At 62.0% G+C, this 16,255-nt stretch carries 17 protein-coding genes; 9 read left to right on the plus strand and 8 right to left on the minus strand.

The features are described from left to right. Nucleotides 1-10: 10 nt before the first annotated feature. Complete coding sequence (locus AC1Q80_RS10920; RefSeq protein ID WP_234941866.1) at nucleotides 11-685, minus strand: hypothetical protein; 675 nt, start codon at nucleotides 683-685, stop codon at nucleotides 11-13. A gap of 311 nt (nucleotides 686-996) precedes the next feature. On the opposite strand from AC1Q80_RS10920, the gene AC1Q80_RS10925 reads away from it, so the two are divergent. Beyond that, nucleotides 997-1,698 (plus strand): Type 1 glutamine amidotransferase-like domain-containing protein, encoded by a 702-nt coding sequence (locus AC1Q80_RS10925; protein WP_234941865.1) that lies wholly within the window; start codon nucleotides 997-999, stop codon nucleotides 1,696-1,698. Between the two features lie 57 nt (nucleotides 1,699-1,755). Here AC1Q80_RS10925 and AC1Q80_RS10930 read toward each other — a convergent pair whose 3' ends face one another. Next, nucleotides 1,756-2,052: a hypothetical protein gene (locus AC1Q80_RS10930; RefSeq protein WP_209790794.1), complete on the minus strand. Its 297-nt coding sequence runs from the start codon at nucleotides 2,050-2,052 to the stop codon at nucleotides 1,756-1,758. Nucleotides 2,053-2,078: 26 nt separating this feature from the next. On the opposite strand from AC1Q80_RS10930, the gene AC1Q80_RS10935 reads away from it, so the two are divergent. Continuing rightward, the gene (locus tag AC1Q80_RS10935) at nucleotides 2,079-2,981 is read left to right on the plus strand and encodes a LysR family transcriptional regulator (protein WP_492360441.1); all 903 of its coding nucleotides are present in this window, start codon (nucleotides 2,079-2,081) and stop codon (nucleotides 2,979-2,981) included. A gap of 49 nt (nucleotides 2,982-3,030) precedes the next feature. On the opposite strand, the gene AC1Q80_RS10940 is transcribed toward AC1Q80_RS10935, so the two are convergent. Further along, nucleotides 3,031-3,561, minus strand: coding sequence for a hypothetical protein (locus tag AC1Q80_RS10940; protein WP_492360442.1), 531 nt, complete (start codon nucleotides 3,559-3,561; stop codon nucleotides 3,031-3,033). A gap of 141 nt (nucleotides 3,562-3,702) precedes the next feature. Then, nucleotides 3,703-4,110 (minus strand): GFA family protein, encoded by a 408-nt coding sequence (locus AC1Q80_RS10945; RefSeq protein WP_492360443.1) that lies wholly within the window; start codon nucleotides 4,108-4,110, stop codon nucleotides 3,703-3,705. A 289-nt stretch (nucleotides 4,111-4,399) separates the two neighbouring features. Between AC1Q80_RS10945 and AC1Q80_RS10950 the strand changes: the two genes are divergently transcribed. Then, nucleotides 4,400-5,392 carry a threo-3-hydroxy-L-aspartate ammonia-lyase gene (locus AC1Q80_RS10950; RefSeq protein ID WP_492360444.1) on the plus strand — a complete coding sequence of 331 codons (993 nt, stop codon included), beginning with the start codon at nucleotides 4,400-4,402 and terminating at the stop codon, nucleotides 5,390-5,392. Nucleotides 5,393-5,783: 391 nt separating this feature from the next. Then, complete coding sequence (locus AC1Q80_RS10955) at nucleotides 5,784-6,533, plus strand: SDR family oxidoreductase (RefSeq protein ID WP_492360445.1); 750 nt, start codon at nucleotides 5,784-5,786, stop codon at nucleotides 6,531-6,533. A gap of 109 nt (nucleotides 6,534-6,642) precedes the next feature. Here the strand turns inward: AC1Q80_RS10955 and AC1Q80_RS10960 are convergent, their stop codons facing one another. Further along, nucleotides 6,643-7,095 (minus strand): Lrp/AsnC family transcriptional regulator, encoded by a 453-nt coding sequence (locus AC1Q80_RS10960; RefSeq protein ID WP_492360446.1) that lies wholly within the window; start codon nucleotides 7,093-7,095, stop codon nucleotides 6,643-6,645. 112 nt (nucleotides 7,096-7,207) lie between these two features. Here AC1Q80_RS10960 and AC1Q80_RS10965 point away from each other — a divergent pair, with 112 nt between their 5' ends. Next, nucleotides 7,208-8,191 (plus strand): nucleoside recognition domain-containing protein, encoded by a 984-nt coding sequence (locus AC1Q80_RS10965; protein WP_492360447.1) that lies wholly within the window; start codon nucleotides 7,208-7,210, stop codon nucleotides 8,189-8,191. A gap of 239 nt (nucleotides 8,192-8,430) precedes the next feature. Further along, nucleotides 8,431-10,821, plus strand: coding sequence for an arylsulfatase (locus tag AC1Q80_RS10970; protein ID WP_492360448.1), 2,391 nt, complete (start codon nucleotides 8,431-8,433; stop codon nucleotides 10,819-10,821). Between the two features lie 433 nt (nucleotides 10,822-11,254). On the opposite strand, the gene ftrA is transcribed toward AC1Q80_RS10970, so the two are convergent. Further along, complete coding sequence (gene ftrA, locus AC1Q80_RS10975) at nucleotides 11,255-12,310, minus strand: transcriptional regulator FtrA (protein WP_492360449.1); 1,056 nt, start codon at nucleotides 12,308-12,310, stop codon at nucleotides 11,255-11,257. A 73-nt stretch (nucleotides 12,311-12,383) separates the two neighbouring features. Here ftrA and AC1Q80_RS10980 point away from each other — a divergent pair, with 73 nt between their 5' ends. From AC1Q80_RS10980 to AC1Q80_RS10990, 3 genes are all read left to right on the plus strand, one after another. Continuing rightward, on the plus strand, nucleotides 12,384-12,815 hold the full coding sequence (locus tag AC1Q80_RS10980; protein WP_173420497.1) for a rhodanese-like domain-containing protein: 432 nt from the start codon (nucleotides 12,384-12,386) through the stop codon (nucleotides 12,813-12,815). A 116-nt stretch (nucleotides 12,816-12,931) separates the two neighbouring features. Continuing rightward, nucleotides 12,932-13,408 (plus strand): GNAT family N-acetyltransferase, encoded by a 477-nt coding sequence (locus tag AC1Q80_RS10985; RefSeq protein ID WP_492360450.1) that lies wholly within the window; start codon nucleotides 12,932-12,934, stop codon nucleotides 13,406-13,408. Nucleotides 13,409-13,776: 368 nt separating this feature from the next. Then, the gene (locus AC1Q80_RS10990; protein WP_492360451.1) at nucleotides 13,777-14,196 is read left to right on the plus strand and encodes a DUF1801 domain-containing protein; all 420 of its coding nucleotides are present in this window, start codon (nucleotides 13,777-13,779) and stop codon (nucleotides 14,194-14,196) included. Nucleotides 14,197-14,495: 299 nt separating this feature from the next. Here the strand turns inward: AC1Q80_RS10990 and AC1Q80_RS10995 are convergent, their stop codons facing one another. After that, the gene (locus AC1Q80_RS10995; protein ID WP_492360452.1) at nucleotides 14,496-15,728 is read right to left on the minus strand and encodes an HlyD family secretion protein; all 1,233 of its coding nucleotides are present in this window, start codon (nucleotides 15,726-15,728) and stop codon (nucleotides 14,496-14,498) included. A 3-nt stretch (nucleotides 15,729-15,731) separates the two neighbouring features. Continuing rightward, nucleotides 15,732-16,196 carry a hypothetical protein gene (locus AC1Q80_RS11000; protein WP_492360453.1) on the minus strand — a complete coding sequence of 155 codons (465 nt, stop codon included), beginning with the start codon at nucleotides 16,194-16,196 and terminating at the stop codon, nucleotides 15,732-15,734. Between the last annotated feature and the right edge of the window lie 59 nt (nucleotides 16,197-16,255).

Here is a 16,255-nt window from a genome sequence, read left to right on the forward strand (position 1 = left end):
TCGTGCACCGCTACCCCGCGTAGGCGAAGTAGACTTTGCCGCGAGCGGGATCGACGATCGTGACGCTGCCGCCCCCTCCGTAGGAATAAAACGATCCACCGGACTGGATCGCCTTGTTGGCCTCGTCTGTCCGCCCTTTTTCAATCGGGATCGAAAAGCCGTATTTTTCCAGGTATTCCTCCAGGTTCGGCGGATGGCGCGCAGGAAGCTCCACTTCCATCATCTCCGGCCTGTCGTCATAACGATGCCAGAGGCTTACAGCTTTATCGTTGCTGCCGTCGTCGACGGGTGTCGCACGCCACGTTCCTTCTGCACCCGAGAGCACCTCGCCGAGCCGGCTTCCCTGTCCTCGTGCCCAGGATGCGCTCTTGTCCGTCAGCCGATAGACAACGAAACCGGTTTCATTGTCGCCGGGCATGAAACCCACACCGAACAATTCCTCCAGGCGATATTCGATCTCCGCGACTTCGAGTGGCTCAGGGACGCGCCCGAGCAAATGGTTTCGCTCCCCAACCTTGTTGGCAACAAACGGCAATGCGATCGCCGCCAGTCCAACCGCGACAATGAGACCGCGCCGAATGATCTGGTCAGGCCGCGTCCGCCGCCAGAGGTAGCGCAACCCGCGAAAGACAAGGACAATGACGGTTATGGCCAGCAAAAAGGGAATGGCGAGCGCCACCAACATGATAACTGTAAAAATCATAGGCACTCACAGGACATCGAGGTCGTCATCGGAATTGCGCAACACCGCGGCAGCTTGAACACGCTGCGATTGTTCAAGACCGTCAATGGCTTTCTTGTGGTGTCCGCTACATGACGCCGGACTGCATGGCAACTTTACCGGCACAAGCGCACGAACCTACAATCCTGCTCACACCATCTCGCCCATCGCGGACCGAACTTGACCACGGCTCCCCTCTTGATCGACAAAGCTCACTGCACAGCGCGACGGTGAATTGGCGCAAATCGGACGGCACAGCGACGCAAGAGGCCAAGTTGCTCAACCTCATCCTCTACAGCGATCAGATTTTCCCCGACTGCTCTGCAATCGATCGCAGACTTGTCGAATTGCTGAAGGCGCAAGGAACCGGAAATCGGCTTGCCTATGTGGCATCCGGCCCGGAGCCGGATCGCTACTTCTTCACGAACGCTCAGTCGTATTATGACCGGTCCGACCTTGATCTGCCGCTGTTCTTCGATCTCGACGAACCGCACGCCGAGGAGGAGATCGCCGCACTCTTCGCCTGTGACGCCATTCATCTTGCGGGTGGACATACCGGCGAATTTCTCGAGCGGCTGAAGCGAGGCGGCATGCTCGAGCGGCTCCGCAATTGGGCCCTCGCCGGCGGCATCCTGGTCGGCGTCAGCGCCGGCGCCATTCTCATGGCCCCGACGATCGCAACGGACGCCCTGTTTGTCGGACGAAAACCGGAGGACATCACCGATGGCGACGCGCTTGATCTCGTGCAGTTCGAGTTCTTCCCGCATCTGAGCGACGACGCCGCCTACCTGCCCGCACTCCTGCGCTACAGCATGCATACGGCACGGCCGATCGTCGCCTGTAACGACAGCGACGGCATCGTCGTGACGGGCGGGCGCGTGGAATGCGTGGGAAATCCGCTGTGGATCTACGGCGGCGCCGTGCTTGCCGCCGGCGAGATCGAGCTCGACGGCTTGTCGGTAGCGCACGGTCTCTGAGGGCGCAGCGTTTGCGTCGCCGACCGGTCGACGAGGTGATCTCCGATGCTTTGCCGCCTACATCGCCCCCGCCCGTGCCGCCTCCGCATGCCGTACCGTAACCGCAACCGGCCGCGAGGAGACCGGCGCGCGCTCTGAGCGCCTTCCGTGCCGCGCCTCGGCAGGCGTGATGCCAAGGTCATCAAGACGTTCCGCGTCCAGTTCACGCAACTGCTGCAACTGCCAGTACCGCGAGCGCGGCGAAGCGGCGAGGTAGAGCCCAAGTTCCCGGATCATGTCGAACACCCGTGTTCTGTTGCCAATCATGACCGCAGTCTGCGCCTCGACATTCCATAAAAGAAGATTAGCATTCATATCCAACTCATAAGAGAAACTTTGATATGAGCGCCCTCAACCTCGACTATCTCAAAACCTTCGCGCTGGTCGCCGAGCTCGGCAGTTTTTCTGCCGCCGCAGAGCGCCTGGGGCTGACGCAACCGGCGATCAGCCTGCAGGTACGGGCGCTGGAAAGACAACTCGGCGTGCGCCTGGTCGAGCGCGTCGGCCGCACGGCGAGACCAAGTGCGGCGGGCGAGGAATTGCTGGCGCATGCCGGTCGCATCGAAGCGGCGACGAGCCAGGCCGTCGAAGCGGTGGCGCGCCATGCCAAGGGCGTTCTCGGCCGCGTGCGGCTCGGCACCGGCGCCACCCCTTGCGCCTTCCTGCTGCCGCCCCTTCTCGCCGATCTCAAGCGCCGCTTTCCCGACCTCGATATCACCGTGACGACGGGCAACAGCGCCGACATCGTCAGGGCCGTCGATGACAACCTGCTCGACATCGGGCTGGTCAGCCTGCCGGTCGCCGGCCGCATCTTCGAGATCACGCCGCTGTTCGACGAACGCTTCGTCGCCATCGCCCCGGCGGAAACCGCCCTGCCCGACACCGTTACACCCGAGACCCTGGCGCAGCGACCGCTGATCCTTTACGAGCCAGGTGCCAATACGCGCCGGATCACCGATGAATGGCTTGCTTCCGGCGGCACAACGGTCAAACCGGTCATGGCGCTCGGCAGTGTCGATGCGATCAAGGAAATGGTCGCCGTTGGCCTCGGCGCGGCACTCGTTCCGGAAATCGCGCTCCGCGCCACCGATCGGGAGCGGCTGGTCGTACGCCCGCTGTCGCCGCCACTCTCGCGCCGCTTCGCCCTCGTGCTTCGCCGCGACAAACGGCTCGACCGGGCGCTCCGGGAAACACTGGCGGCGCTGAAGACGTTGCTGGCGCTGGAACCGCAGCTCAGCCGATAGGCCGAAAGATTGCGACCCCAGGACCGCCGCGCCATCCCGCCCTTTCAAATCATGCGTACGCGTCCAGCTGCCGCAAAAGTTTGAAGCCTACATAGTCGCTCCGCGGGAACTGCCGGCGGTAATAGAGGTCCCAATAGCTCACCACCCTGTCACAGGTGAGCTTATAAAAAGCAGGGTTTGCCTTGATAAATGCTGAGACAACGTCCCGCTCCAAATCGGGCAGAGCCGCATAGACGTCATCAATGATCTCGACGACGTATTCGCCGATCAGCGCGATGACGAATGGAATGGACCAGGGCTCATTGATGTGAAGGACTTCTCGCAGAGCGGCCTGACGTGCGAAGCCATCGGCACTGCGTGTCAGCATGCACAGTGCGATTTGGCGCTGTTGCACGTTCACGCCGACAAACTCCGGCTTTGTCGAGGGAAGAACCCGCCAAGGTATACGCAGGATCTCGCCGAGAACATTGACCGAGAATTGATCGGAGACGTAGTCGGAACTCAGTTTCAGTGCTGAAACAGCAATCGCCGACTGGGAGCGCAGTGCGCTCGGGAAGGCTTCAGGAAATGTCGTTTCCACTATCAATCAATTCCAGAAAAACCGCTTCCACGGAGATACGTGGCGAAAACGTTACCGAGGCACCATCTCGGCGAAGGCTTGAAGAGGTCCGCATCAAGAACTGCTTAAATACAAAAGGGTTATAGCTGCCAGGAGGAAGCCCTACAAATGCCGCACCTCTGATGGTGTCGAGCCCCAATCGTCGTTCAGGCCGTCGAAGTAGGTGACGGGTGCCGCGACCAGTTCTTCGATATCGACGCCATCGAGGCACGCCACGTTGATGTTGTAGTAGATGTGGCCCGTCATGTTCGGCATCTCGATGCGCTCGAACGGACGCACGCCGCAATGGTGGCAAAAGAAGTGGTGGGCGACCGGATTACGGCCGCGATAATCCGTCAGCGCCTCCTCGCCGGCAACAAGGCGAAAGGCCTCCGGCCTCACCTCCACCGACCAGAGCCGCATCTTGCTACAAAGCGTGCAGTTGCACTTGCCCGTTCCAGCACTGATGTCGATATCCGCCTCGATGCGAACGGCGCCGCAATGGCAACTGCCGGCGTAGGTTTTCAGCATCTCGTTCCCCTCTCTCGCCCGAATGCACCTGGGACCCAGGATCTGGGCGCGCCCGACGCGGCCGGCTCGATGCTGCCCCGCAAGGGCGACTATGCCACCACTCCCACCGATTGAAAATCGCGGAGCCGGAGAGCCTGAGCCACACGCAGCCTGGGGCCGGCGATCACGCAGCGCCCCTCACCGATGACCGCTCGACCTTGCTCGTGCAAACACGCGCGCGATAGTGCATTGTCGTGCCTTGAACAAATCTTCCTCGCCCGGGTCCACCGAGCGCGCAACGGAGGTTCCCTTGATCAATCCTGCACCGGCATCCGCCTTGTTGCATATCCCGACCTTCCACGATGTCCAGACCGCACGAGAACGCATCTCTGGCGTAGCGCACCGCACGCCCGTCTTGACATCGCGGACTGCCAACGCCCGAACCGGAGCAGCGCTTTTTTTCAAGGCGGAGCCTCTGCAGCGTGCGGGCGCTTTCAAGTTCCGCGGTGCGTACAATGCCATCGCGGCGCTGGACACGCTCTCGCGGAAGAATGGCGTGGTCGCCTTCTCCTCCGGCAACCACGCCCAGGCACTTGCCTATGCCGCCGGGCTCCAGGGAGTTTCGGCGACCGTGGTGATGCCGCGCGACGCACCAGAGATAAAAGTGTCGGCGACGAGGGGCTACGGGGCCCGGATCGTCTTTTATGATCGGTACACGGAAGATCGCGTGGAAATAAGCGAGCGCCTTGCACGCGAACAGGGTGCGGCCCTGATCCCTCCCTATGACCATCCGGACGTTATCGCCGGACAAGGCACCGCGGCGCTGGAGCTGATCGAGGAGGTCGGGGAGATCGACTTGCTCGTCGTTCCCCTGGGCGGCGGTGGTCTGCTTGCCGGCAGCGCGCTCAGCGCCCGGGCGCTTTCGCCCACTTGCACCATTGTCGGTGTCGAGCCCGAGGCAGGCAACGACGGCCAGCAATCCTTGCAAAAGGGCGAAGTGGTCAAGATCCCGGTGCCGAAGTCCATCGCCGATGGCGCGCTCGTCACGCATGTCGGCGACCACAACTTCGCCATCCTGAAAAATACGGTCGATGATATCGTCACGGTCACCGATGCCCAACTGGTCGAGACGATGCGGTTCTTTGCCGAGCGCATGAAGATGATCGTGGAGCCGACCGGTTGCCTGGCGGCCGCGGCCGTCTTGCATGGCGCAATCGCCTGTAGCGGAAAGCGGGTCGGCATTCTGCTCAGCGGCGGCAATATCGATCTCAAAACCTTCAGTGCGCTCCTGGACGGGCGCTAAAGCTACCCTTTGCTTGCATCAATGCTAAAATGGAGCCGAACGGGGATCTCGCCATGGTCGAGGGGCAAGCGTTCTACTATGTCCTGATTTGGATACTGGCCTTCGCTGTCTGGTTTTTCGTCTTCCGCTGAAGGTCATCAACCGTCGGCCCTGGCACGAAGGCGCTTGAGCCGATTCATCGCCACGCCGAGCTTTCGTGCGCGCACGGCAACATGGGATCGTGGCAGCGGCCGGGCTCCGACGCGGCTTTCCGCGCCGCGCGGTGTTCAGTACCTCCCGGCTGCTCGAATCCTCGACGCCCCCCGTCTTTCCTTTGCAACGATCGGAAATCGGGTGGGCGCTGCTCCTTGCCGCCGATACGCAAGGGCCCTCAACCAAGAGGAGCAAGTCCATGTCCATGTTGCTGAACAAGATCGTTATCGTCACCGGCGCGTCGTCGGGTATCGGCCGTGCGGTCGCGGAGCTTTTCGCCGCCGAGGGCGCGAAGCTGATTGTGAATGCCCGCGCCGAAGCGCCGCTCACAGCCGTGGTCGAGGCGATCCGTGCCGAAGGCGGTGAAGCGATCGCCGTCAGCGGCGACGTTGCCGATGAAGACACGCACGCCCGGCTGGTCGACGCCGCCGTCAACCGGTTTGGCGGCCTCGACATCGCCATCAACAATGCCGGCGCAGTCGGCGCGATGCGGCCGCTCGCCGAGATCACCGCGGCCGAATGGCAAGAGACGCTTGGCACCAACCTCACCAGCGCCTTCCTCGGCGCCCGCCACCAGATCCCGGCGATGCTGAAGCGCGGTGGCGGATCGCTGGTCTTCACCTCCACCTTCGTCGGCACCAGCGCCGGTATTCCCGGCATGTCCGCCTATGGTGCCTCGAAGGCCGGGCTGATGGGTCTGGTGAAGGGCATCACCGCCGACTATGGCGCAAGCGGCATCCGCGCCAACGCCCTGCTTCCCGGCGGCGTCGATACCCCGGCCGGCGGCAGCAAGGAACAGAAGGAATGGGCTGCCGGCCTGCATGCCATGAAGCGTATCGCCCAGCCCGACGAGATCGCACGGGCGGCGCTGTTTCTGGCAAGCCCGATGGCAAGCTTCGTCGCCGGCTCCGCGCTCTATGCCGATGGGGGCAATGCCGCGGTCAAATGACGCCGGCGGCAAAGCCGTCCATGTGCGCCGGGGTAGATCGCCCCGGCGCTTCCTGCGCGTCCCCTTTGCATCGGGGGCACGGTCAGCGAAGCCGCCCGGCCGTCACGCATCAGAGCGGTATCTCCGTCGTGTCCTTGCCCGTGCGAATGACGAATGTCGTGTAGTACCGGGCAACGTTGCTCTCCTCGCGAAAGAGCCGCTCGGTCAGGGCATCGAGCTCCTCCATGTCCTTCAGCCGCAGCATCAGCAGCGCGTCGGTCGCGCCGCTGACGCTGTAGGCCTGGGTGACGGCCGGTTCCTTGGCGGCCATGTCGAGGAACCGGCGCACATATTGTTCGCCGTGGCGCTCGAGCTCCACGGTAATGATCGCCTTCACCGACCTCCCGGCCTTGGCCGGATTGAGGACCGCGACGACGCGTTCGATGACACCAGCCGCGTTCAACCGCCGGATGCGACGCAGGCAGCTCGATGGCGACAGCCCGACTTCGGCCGCAAGATCGGCATTGGTTCGCGACGCGTCCTGCTGCAGCAGTGTGAGCAGCTTCTTGTCGATCCGGTCCATTTCATTCCCCTTTGTCGTCGCATGCAATTTTATTGCACAAACTCGCATATTTTGACCACAACTGCGAACGACCTCGCGTTAGTCCTTGGAGGACAACCAGGGAGACATCGCCATGACCTTTCACATCATCCTCTATCGAAAGACGCTGGATACGCTTGAAGTCTATTGGGACCTCGTGCGCATCATCGTGCCCGTCACCGTCGCCACGCATATCCTGCAGGAGCTTGGCGTGATCCGCGCCGTTGCGCCGGCCTTCGAGCCGCTGATGACGCTCGTCGGCCTGCCGCCAGAGCTTGCCTTTGCCTGGCTGTCGGGACTTTTGGTGGGGATCTGGGGCGCGGTGGTGGTCGTCTTCACTCTCGTGCCGGTGTCAGAGCTGACCACCGCCGACATGACCGTGCTTTCGGCGCTGCTGCTGGTGGCGCACGCCATTCCGATCGAGCAGCGGATCATCCAGAAGGCCGGCCCGAGCTTCGTGGTCACCGCAGCGCTTCGCGTAGGCGGCGGCCTGATCTTCGCGGCACTGCTCCATCAACTCTTCGCCGCGACCGGCTGGCTCTCCACCCCGCTGCAGCCAACATGGATACCGGTAAGCCAGAGCGCCGACTGGATCGGTTTCGTCGTGAGCACGCTGAAGACGCTCGGCACCATGCTCGTCGTGCTGCTGGCGCTCAGCTGGCTGATCGAGATCCTCAAGATGGTCGGCATCCTCGGCTGGCTGAACCGGGGCATGGCGCCACTGTTTCGGCTAGCCGGCATCCAGCAGCAGACGGTGCCCTTCGCCGCCGTCGGCGTGCTCCTTGGCATTTCCTATGGCGGCGCGCTTTTGATCCGCGAGGCACGCGCGGCGAGCGTCGCGCCGCGACAGGTCTTCCTCGCCTGCGTCTTCATGGGCTTTACCCACAGTCTGATAGAGGACACTTTGCTCGTTGTCGCACTCGGCGCCGATTTTGCGAGTGTCTTCTTCGGCCGGCTGGTCTTTGCGATCGTTGCGACGGCCGTGATCGCCAAAGCCATCGGTTCGGCACCCGACAGGGTGTTCTTCACACGGTGCTTCCGAAAGGAGCGTGTGACACTCGCGCCGTCAGAAGCCTGACTCTTGGCGCACGGCTCGGCGGCGCGGTCCGCGCCGCCCTGAAGCCTTATCTCATCCGACGAACCGGCGGAGCGGCGCAGGCGCATTGATGGAGATCGTGCGGTATCCGAGCGAAACAAGACCACGCGCAACAGCACGGCGTTGCCCTTCCCGCCTTCAAAGCCGCATCGTAACGGTTACATCCTTGTCTAATTTTAGCATTCTGTAATTCTCTCTGTTTCAGCAGAGGAGAAGCGACAATGTTAAGACTTGGAACGCTGTTTCTTGCTACCTTGAGTTTGACGGCAACTCCGAATTTCAACGCCAATGCGCAGGAAACCACTGGCGTGCCTGGCTCGCCCAGTGCAACAACGACGATCGACGGCCGATACTTGCCGAACCCGCCAGCGGCCTTCGGTGGAGAAATCGGTCTCGACGCGAAGACCTCCAAGCCCTATTGGCCAGCACAGATCGTGCCCCCAAAGGGCGCTCCAAATATCCTGCTGATCATGACGGACGACGCCGGCTACGGTGTTGCAGGCACCTTCGGAGGCGTCATACCGACGCCAGCGTTGGACCGTGTTGCAAACGCCGGCTTGCGCTTTACCCAGTTCCACTCCACCGCGCTCTGTTCCCCATCGCGCGCCGCGCTGATCACTGGCCGTAATCATCATTCGGCGGGCTTCGGCGTCATCTCTGAGCAGGCGACCGGTTATCCCGGATATGACTCGATCATCGGTATCGAGAACGCGACGATCGGCAAGATCCTGAAGCAGAACGGCTACGCCACGTCCTGGTTCGGAAAGAACCACAACACCCCCGCTTTTCAATACAGCACCGCTGGTCCGTTCGATCAATGGCCGACGGGAATGGGCTTCGACTATTTCTACGGCTTCATGGGAGGAGATACCAATCAGTGGGAGCCGTACCTGTTTCAGAACACGACCCAGATTTTTCCCTGGACCGGCAAGCCCGGGTACAATCTCGTAACGGACACAGCCGACAACGCGATTGATCATATCAAGCAACTAAATGCGACAGCACCTGACAAGCCGTTCTTCGTCTACTACGTGCCCGGCGCCACCCATGCCCCCCATCATCCCACGAAGGAATGGATCGACAAGTTCAAGGGCAAATTTGACATGGGTTGGAACGAGTTGCGCGAGCAGATCTTCGCCAATCAGAAGAAACTTGGCGTCATTCCCGCCAACACGCAGCTAACCGAATGGCCAGATAGCCTGCCGACATGGGATTCTCTCGACGCAGAAAGCAAGAAGCTGTTTGCCCACCAGGCCGAGGTGTATGCTGCCTACGTGGCCTACTCGGACCACGAGATCGGACGGGTGATCCAGGCCGTCGATGACCTTGGAAAACTCGACAATACCCTGGTCATCTATATCGAGGGTGACAACGGAACCAGCGCCGAGGGAAGCGTGCTCGGAACGCCAAACGAGCTTATCACAATCGAAGGCATGCAGATGCCGGTTGCGGCTCAGATGAAGTTCTTTGATAGCTGGGGCTCGAACCAGACCTATCCGCATATGTCGGTGGCGTGGTCATGGGCCTTTGACACGCCGTTCAAGTGGACAAAGCAGGTTGCCTCGCACTTCGGCGGCACGCGTCAGGGCATGGCGATGTCCTGGCCGGCACGGATCAAGCAGGCCGGTGGCGTTCGCACTCAGTTCCACCACATGATCGATATCGTTCCGACCATCCTCGAAGCGACGGGCATTCCTGCGCCGGTGATGGTCGATGGCGTTGCGCAAAAACCGATCGAAGGCGTCAGCATGGCCTATAGCTGGGACAATGCCCAGGCGCCATCTGCCCGCAAAACCCAATACTTTGAAATGTTCGGCAATCGCGGCATCTACAGCGATGGCTGGTATGCCTGCACGACGCCGCCTGCAGCACCCTGGTTGATGGGCACGACCGCGATGCCCGACGTCGTCGATGGCTACAAATGGGAACTGTACAACCTCACGGAGGATTATTCGCAGAACAACGACCTTGCAGCAAAAATGCCGGAAAAGTTGCATCAGATGCAGGAGCTGTTTCTGATGGAAGCGGCAAAATACGACGTCTTCCCATTGGACAACTCAATCCTGGAGCGCCTTACGACGCCACGACCGAGCGCCACTGCCGGGCGGACGGAGTTCAGTTACGGCGGCGTGATGTCAGGTATCCCGACGAGCAATGCGCCAAGCGTCATCAACAAGTCCTATACGATCACCGCAGAGATAACCGTTCCTGAAGACGGCGGCGAAGGTATGCTCGTCACCACAGGGGGCCGCTTCGGTGGATACGGGTTCTATCTGCTCAAGGGCAAGCCCGTGTTTCTGTATAATTTCGTCAATATGGAGCGCTTCCGTTGGCAAGGTCAGGACACCCTTTCATCGGGCAAGCACACACTGGTCTTCGATTTCAAATCTGACGGACCCGGCATGGGCAAGGGCGGCACTGGCGTCCTGAAGGTCGACGGCAAGGAGGTTGCGAATGCGAAAATACCGCACACGATTCCAGCGCTCATGCCTTGGGATGAGACTTTCGATGTCGGCGTCGATACCCGCACAGGCGTAGAAGAAACGGATTATCAGGTGCCCTTCGCTTTCAATGGCGAAATCGCAAGGCTGACCGTCAATCTGCAGCCGTAAATCCAACGAAGGGCTCCGGGAGCGTGCACCCGGAGCCCAACATATGATGTGGTCCCGCGGGGCCTGCGAAGAAACAGAAGATCAACCCGCCCACCCAAGGCGGCCACACCTTCGATGGCCGGGCGACCATCAAGGCTGCAATCGCAAAAGTGACAGCAGGGAGGATAGATTGATCGCCGTATCCGGTGATCAATCGACAGGTCTTGATGGGAGCGTTGCAAAACGGTCTGCCACCGGGATCGTCACGCTGAGGAAGCAAAATTGCACGTGCACGTCGCCTGTTCCGTCGAGAGCAAGGCTATGCATTCCTCGAGCAATTCCGGCAGAAGCGCGCAGCGATTTTTCGCCAGGATTCACGGAGAAACAAACAGATAGAGGGTTTCGACGGCACCGATTGCAAGGGAAGCGCTCCAGAAGCGTGGTCGCTGACGGATCACTCCACGCTGGCTTCGGCAAGCCCGCTTGCAGGCGTCCCCATCCGCCCGAACATGGCGCGATAGGCGGCGGGCGTCGTCGAAAGCTGCTGGCGAAAATGGTGGCGCAGCGTCTGGGTCGAGCCGAAGCCGGAAACTTCGGCCACCTGCTCGATGCCGAGCGCACTTTCCTCTAGCAGTTGCCGGGCCCGCGCCAGCCGTTCGCCAAGCAGCCAGCGTGCCGGCGTGGTGCCGGTCGCCGCCTCGAAGCGGCGCAGGAAGGTGCGCTCGCTCATGCCCACGGATCTGGCAAGCACGGCCGTCGAAGAATCCTCGCCGAGCTCAGCGCGCATCCGGTCGATCAGCGGGCCGAGGCGTGCGCTCTCGTGCACCTTGGGCACCGCCCTTTCGATATATTGCGCCTGCCCGCCATCGCGGTGCGGCGGCACGACGAGGCGTCGGGCCACCCGGTTTGCCGCCTCGCTGCCAAAATCGCGGCGGATGAGGTGCAGGCAGAGATCGATGCCAGCGGCACTGCCGGCAGACGTCAGCACCGTGCCACTGTCGACATAGAGCACATCGGGCACCACCTCGACGTCGGGATAGGCCGCCTTCAGCTTGTCCGTATAGCGCCAATGGGTCGTTGCCCTCAGGCCAAAGAGCAGGCCGGCTGCCGCCAGCACGAAGACGCCGGAGCAGATGGAAAGCACCCGCGCGCCGCGGGCATGCGCGGCGCGCAGCGCCTGGCACAGGGCTTCGGGCACCGGCGTATCGGCCCCGCGCCAGCCGGGCACGATGATGGTGCCCGCCTCACCCAGAAGATCGAGCCCGCCATCGGCCACCATCCGGATGCCGCCGGTCGCCCTCAACTCCCCCGGCTCGATCGCCGCGACGGCGAAGCGATACCAGCCCTCGCCCATTTCAGGACGCGGCAGGCCGAACATTTCCACCGCCACGCCGAACTCGAAGGTGCAGAGACCATCATAGGCAAGAGCGACAACAAGCGGGTTGGCGGTCGACGGGGGTGAGGTGGATGGTTTTGGCATGATCTTGAGCATATATGGCAAACCTGCCATCTGCCAGCCCCTCTCCGACGTTGTTACAACCATCCTCGTCAACCGCTGAAGACCAGAGCCACAGGAGAGCCAGATGAGCTACGTCACCGAAACCCCAGCCGCAGCGCCCGAGATCGCCATGGCCCATTTCGCCGGGCGCCTCAGCGTCGAGACAGATTGCGCCGATGTCGCCCATGCCCTCAAGAGCGGCGAGCAGGACTTCGTGCTGCTGCACGCCGTCGGCACCGAGGCTGCCTACGCCCGCCGCCATGTGCCGGGCGCGATCCACCTGCCTCACCGCGAGATCACTGCAGAGCGCATGGCCGAATGGCCTGATGACACCCTGTTTGTCGCCTATTGTGCGGGTCCGCACTGCAACGGCGCCGACCAGGCAGCGCTGAAGATCGCCCGGCTCGGGCGACCGGTAAAGATCATGATCGGCGGCATCACCGGCTGGGAAGACGAGGGCTTCGCCTTCGCTTCGGGTACAGCCCCCGGCGAGCCGCAGTTGCTGCTGGCCGCCTGACGGCGGCGGATACGAGACGGAAGGGCCGCCATCAGGCGGCCTTGGCGGATCAACGCAAACACGCCAAGGTAGACGGCAGGAACATCGACGCCGACCCTGCCCCTTTAAGGAACCCGATGACCAATTGCCTTTCCGTCCGCCCGTTCGACAATCGCGATGTGCCCAAGGTGCTGGAGCTGATGCGCGGCCTCGCCGTGTTCGAGGGCTACATCGACAGGTTCGCCGTCACCGAACAGGACCTGATCGACCATGGCCTATGCGACACCCCGCGCTTCGGCGTCCTCGTCGCCGAACTCGACGGTCGCGTGATCGGCATCGCCGTGCACTATGCCATTCCCTGGACCTACGACCTGAAACCGACGGTCGTGTTGAAGGAACTGTTCGTCGAGGACGGCGCACGCTCATCAGGCGCTGGCGCTGCCCTCATCGCCGCCCTGAAACGCCACGCCGCCGCTATCGGCGCGCCGCGCATCAACTGGACCGTGCTTGCCGGCAACGAGCCTGCGAAACGCTTCTACCGTCGCCAGGGTGGCAGCCCCGACGAGATATGGGAACCGTGGACGATGGCGACATCATCCGGCGATGAAAGCTGAAGGCGCTTTGCGACCGATGGCGCAACGGCTGCCTGAGCGCGACGCAGCACCCGAACCCATTGGATGTAAAGAACGCACGCCAACCCGATCAATCCTCGAGACGAGGCCAAGCCTTTTCCGGGGGCCGGGCCAGCGCACCGCTTTCGGCTTGGTTGGATGACGGTGCCGCGTTGGGCTTTACGGCGCAGAAACGCATTAATCCGCACGCACAATGCCTTGAATCGATTCCGATTTGAGGCATTGTGCGGCAGTATTTTCTCAGTCCACACGTCAAAAAGCTAAGACAACGTCTCGCGCCCAGCCGAACCAGGCGTTGTTGTTGTTGCAGTCAGATGAAGCCGCGCCGGAAGTTGGAGGATGAAGACCCAATGAATGCATCTGAGCATATCGACCAGTTGATCGCCAACACCGACGACTGGCGCGGCAAGACACTCGCCAATGTGCGTAAGCTCATCCTTGGGACCGACAAGGACATCGTTGAGGAATGGAAGTGGATGGGGAGCCCGGTGTGGTCTCGTGACGGCATCATCGCCGTCGGCAACGCCCACAAGGATAAGGTGAAGCTGACCTTCTCCCACGGCGCCAGCCTGCCGGACCCTGAAAACCTGTTCAACAACGGCCTGAACGGCAAGGTCTGGCGGGCGATCGATTTCTTCGAGGGCGACGAAATCGACGAGCGCGCATTCCAAAACCTCATCCGCGCTGCCATCGACTTCAACCAGGCCAAGGCGAAGAAGAAGACGTCTTCGGGAACGCGAGCAAAAGCGGCAAAAAGCAAGGACGCGTGACCCGCTGGCCGGTCCCTGCGCGTGCTTCAGGCCGTGACTATCTTACCGCCTGCCCGGTATGATCGGCGAGAGCCGCCGGATTGAACGCATCTGTTTGCGGGCGAACACATTGCGGTTCACCTTGCGCAGGGACTGAAGCAGGCGACGCTGGTTGTCGAGCAGCCCATTTTTTGGCAGGTGCGGCAACCGTCGGGCCAGATACCCTAACGGTACGGAACGCCCCGCAGCGTGCGTCAAGCAACACCCCTTGTTCGGCAGTGAAGGCTGCACCGCCTGCCGTTCCAGACAGGGCAGCGCCATCAATGCCCGCCCAGCACCAGCGTCTGCACCGGCAGCATCACCGCCTGCATACGCAGGATCATCGCGTGCACCAGGCCAACCGCGTCGACCACATGCAGATAGAACCAGCGCAGCGAGCTGGTATCGGGCGATTCCAGCTCGTCATGGCTGTTGGTATAGGCGTTGGCGATGCAACTGCTGCCGGGCGGAACAGCGTCGAGCACGCCGGGGAACAGCGGTTCCATGACCACGGTGAGCGTGCCGGGCTGAGATATCTGCGTGACATCAACGAGTTGGTCGCTCGCCCTGACCTGACCCGACGCGATCACGTCCTGCACCTCGGTGACAACAAGGGGAATGATGGTGAAAGGCACGCCGACACAGGTGGCCTCTCCAATCATGCCGACCTTCATCACCTGCGCCTCGATCTGCCCGAAACCGGCCACCAGCCGCGCCCGGCCGGCATCTTCGGGCACCAGAACGCCCGCCGGCCGCAGCATGGGATTGACGACTTCGCCGGGCCTAAGCGTGAACTGCTGCACGGTGCCGGACACGCCGGCACGTACCGTCGTCTTGGCAATGTCGACTTCGGCCTGCGTCAGGGCCGCTTCGGCGCTCGCCCTTTGCGACGGCAGCAAGGACGAAATCTTCGTCTCCAGCGTCTGCCTGTTGGAAACGGCAGCCGTGAGCGCGCCCTTGCGTCCTTCGAGCGCGACCTGCCGGCGTTCGATCTCACGCCGTGCGACCACGTTGGCATTCAGCCGGTTCAATTCGACCTGCGTATCGTACTCGTCCTGAGCCTGCCTCACGGCGGCTTCGGCCTGCACGATCACGCCGTCGGCGGCGGTCAACTCGGTGCGCGAGACCGCCATCTGGGCATCGACTTCGGCGATCTGCCGGCGCGCGACTTCGGCGGCGGCCTCCTGCTCGGTGCTGTCGAGCTTGAACAGAGGCTGGCCGGCCTCCACCTTCTCGTAGCGCGTGGCAAAGATCTCCACCACGCGGCCACCGGTCTCAGGCAGGATCGCGACCGTCCGGAATGCCGAGGTGACGTTCTTCGTCGAGGGATGGAAATAGAAGATCAGAGTGATCAGCGACAGCGTGAGGATCACGCAGGCGGTGATGCCGTACCGAAGTTCGTACCAGACGGAATAGAGCGTGATCTCGCGGCCGAACCGCCTGTCCTGGACATAGCGGCGATAAAGGTAGTCGGGAAGGATGGTCAGCATGGAGCAGAGCAGGAACTCGAACATGGCTCATGCCCTCCCGTGGGTCGAGGTCGAAACGACCGTGGTTTCCACGACAGGCGTCGCCGGTTCGGCAACGGCTGTGTGGACGGCAGGGACATGTCCGTGAGCGTCCGGCTCCGGCTCCGGCTCGCGACCCGACATTTTCTCAAGCGAGCGCGCGATCGATCTGAGGGGTGACCAGAAGTCTGGCAGATCGATCAGCGCCAGCAGCAGCCCGGCGATCCAGAAGAGATGGTTGTGGGTAAACAGCGCGATCAGCGCCAGCACCGCCACGACCTCGAACTTCGCCTTGCTCGCGCCATGGGCCATCTGCTCGGGCAGAGCATGCAGGCGCAGGTAGAAGATGCCGAGCATGAAGATCGCGAGCAGCAGGAAAACCACGACGACATTGAACAGAACATCGGTCTGCCCAGGCGCTGTGATGAACATCGGCAGATGTTCGATCGCTTTCGGATGCACTAGGTCTGCCATCTCCGTCTCCCCAACGCAGATCAGATTATCGATCCTACATCAGAGAGTTAGCATACAAT

Source organism: Ensifer sp. GW823-FHT05D09 (genome assembly GCF_058795755.1).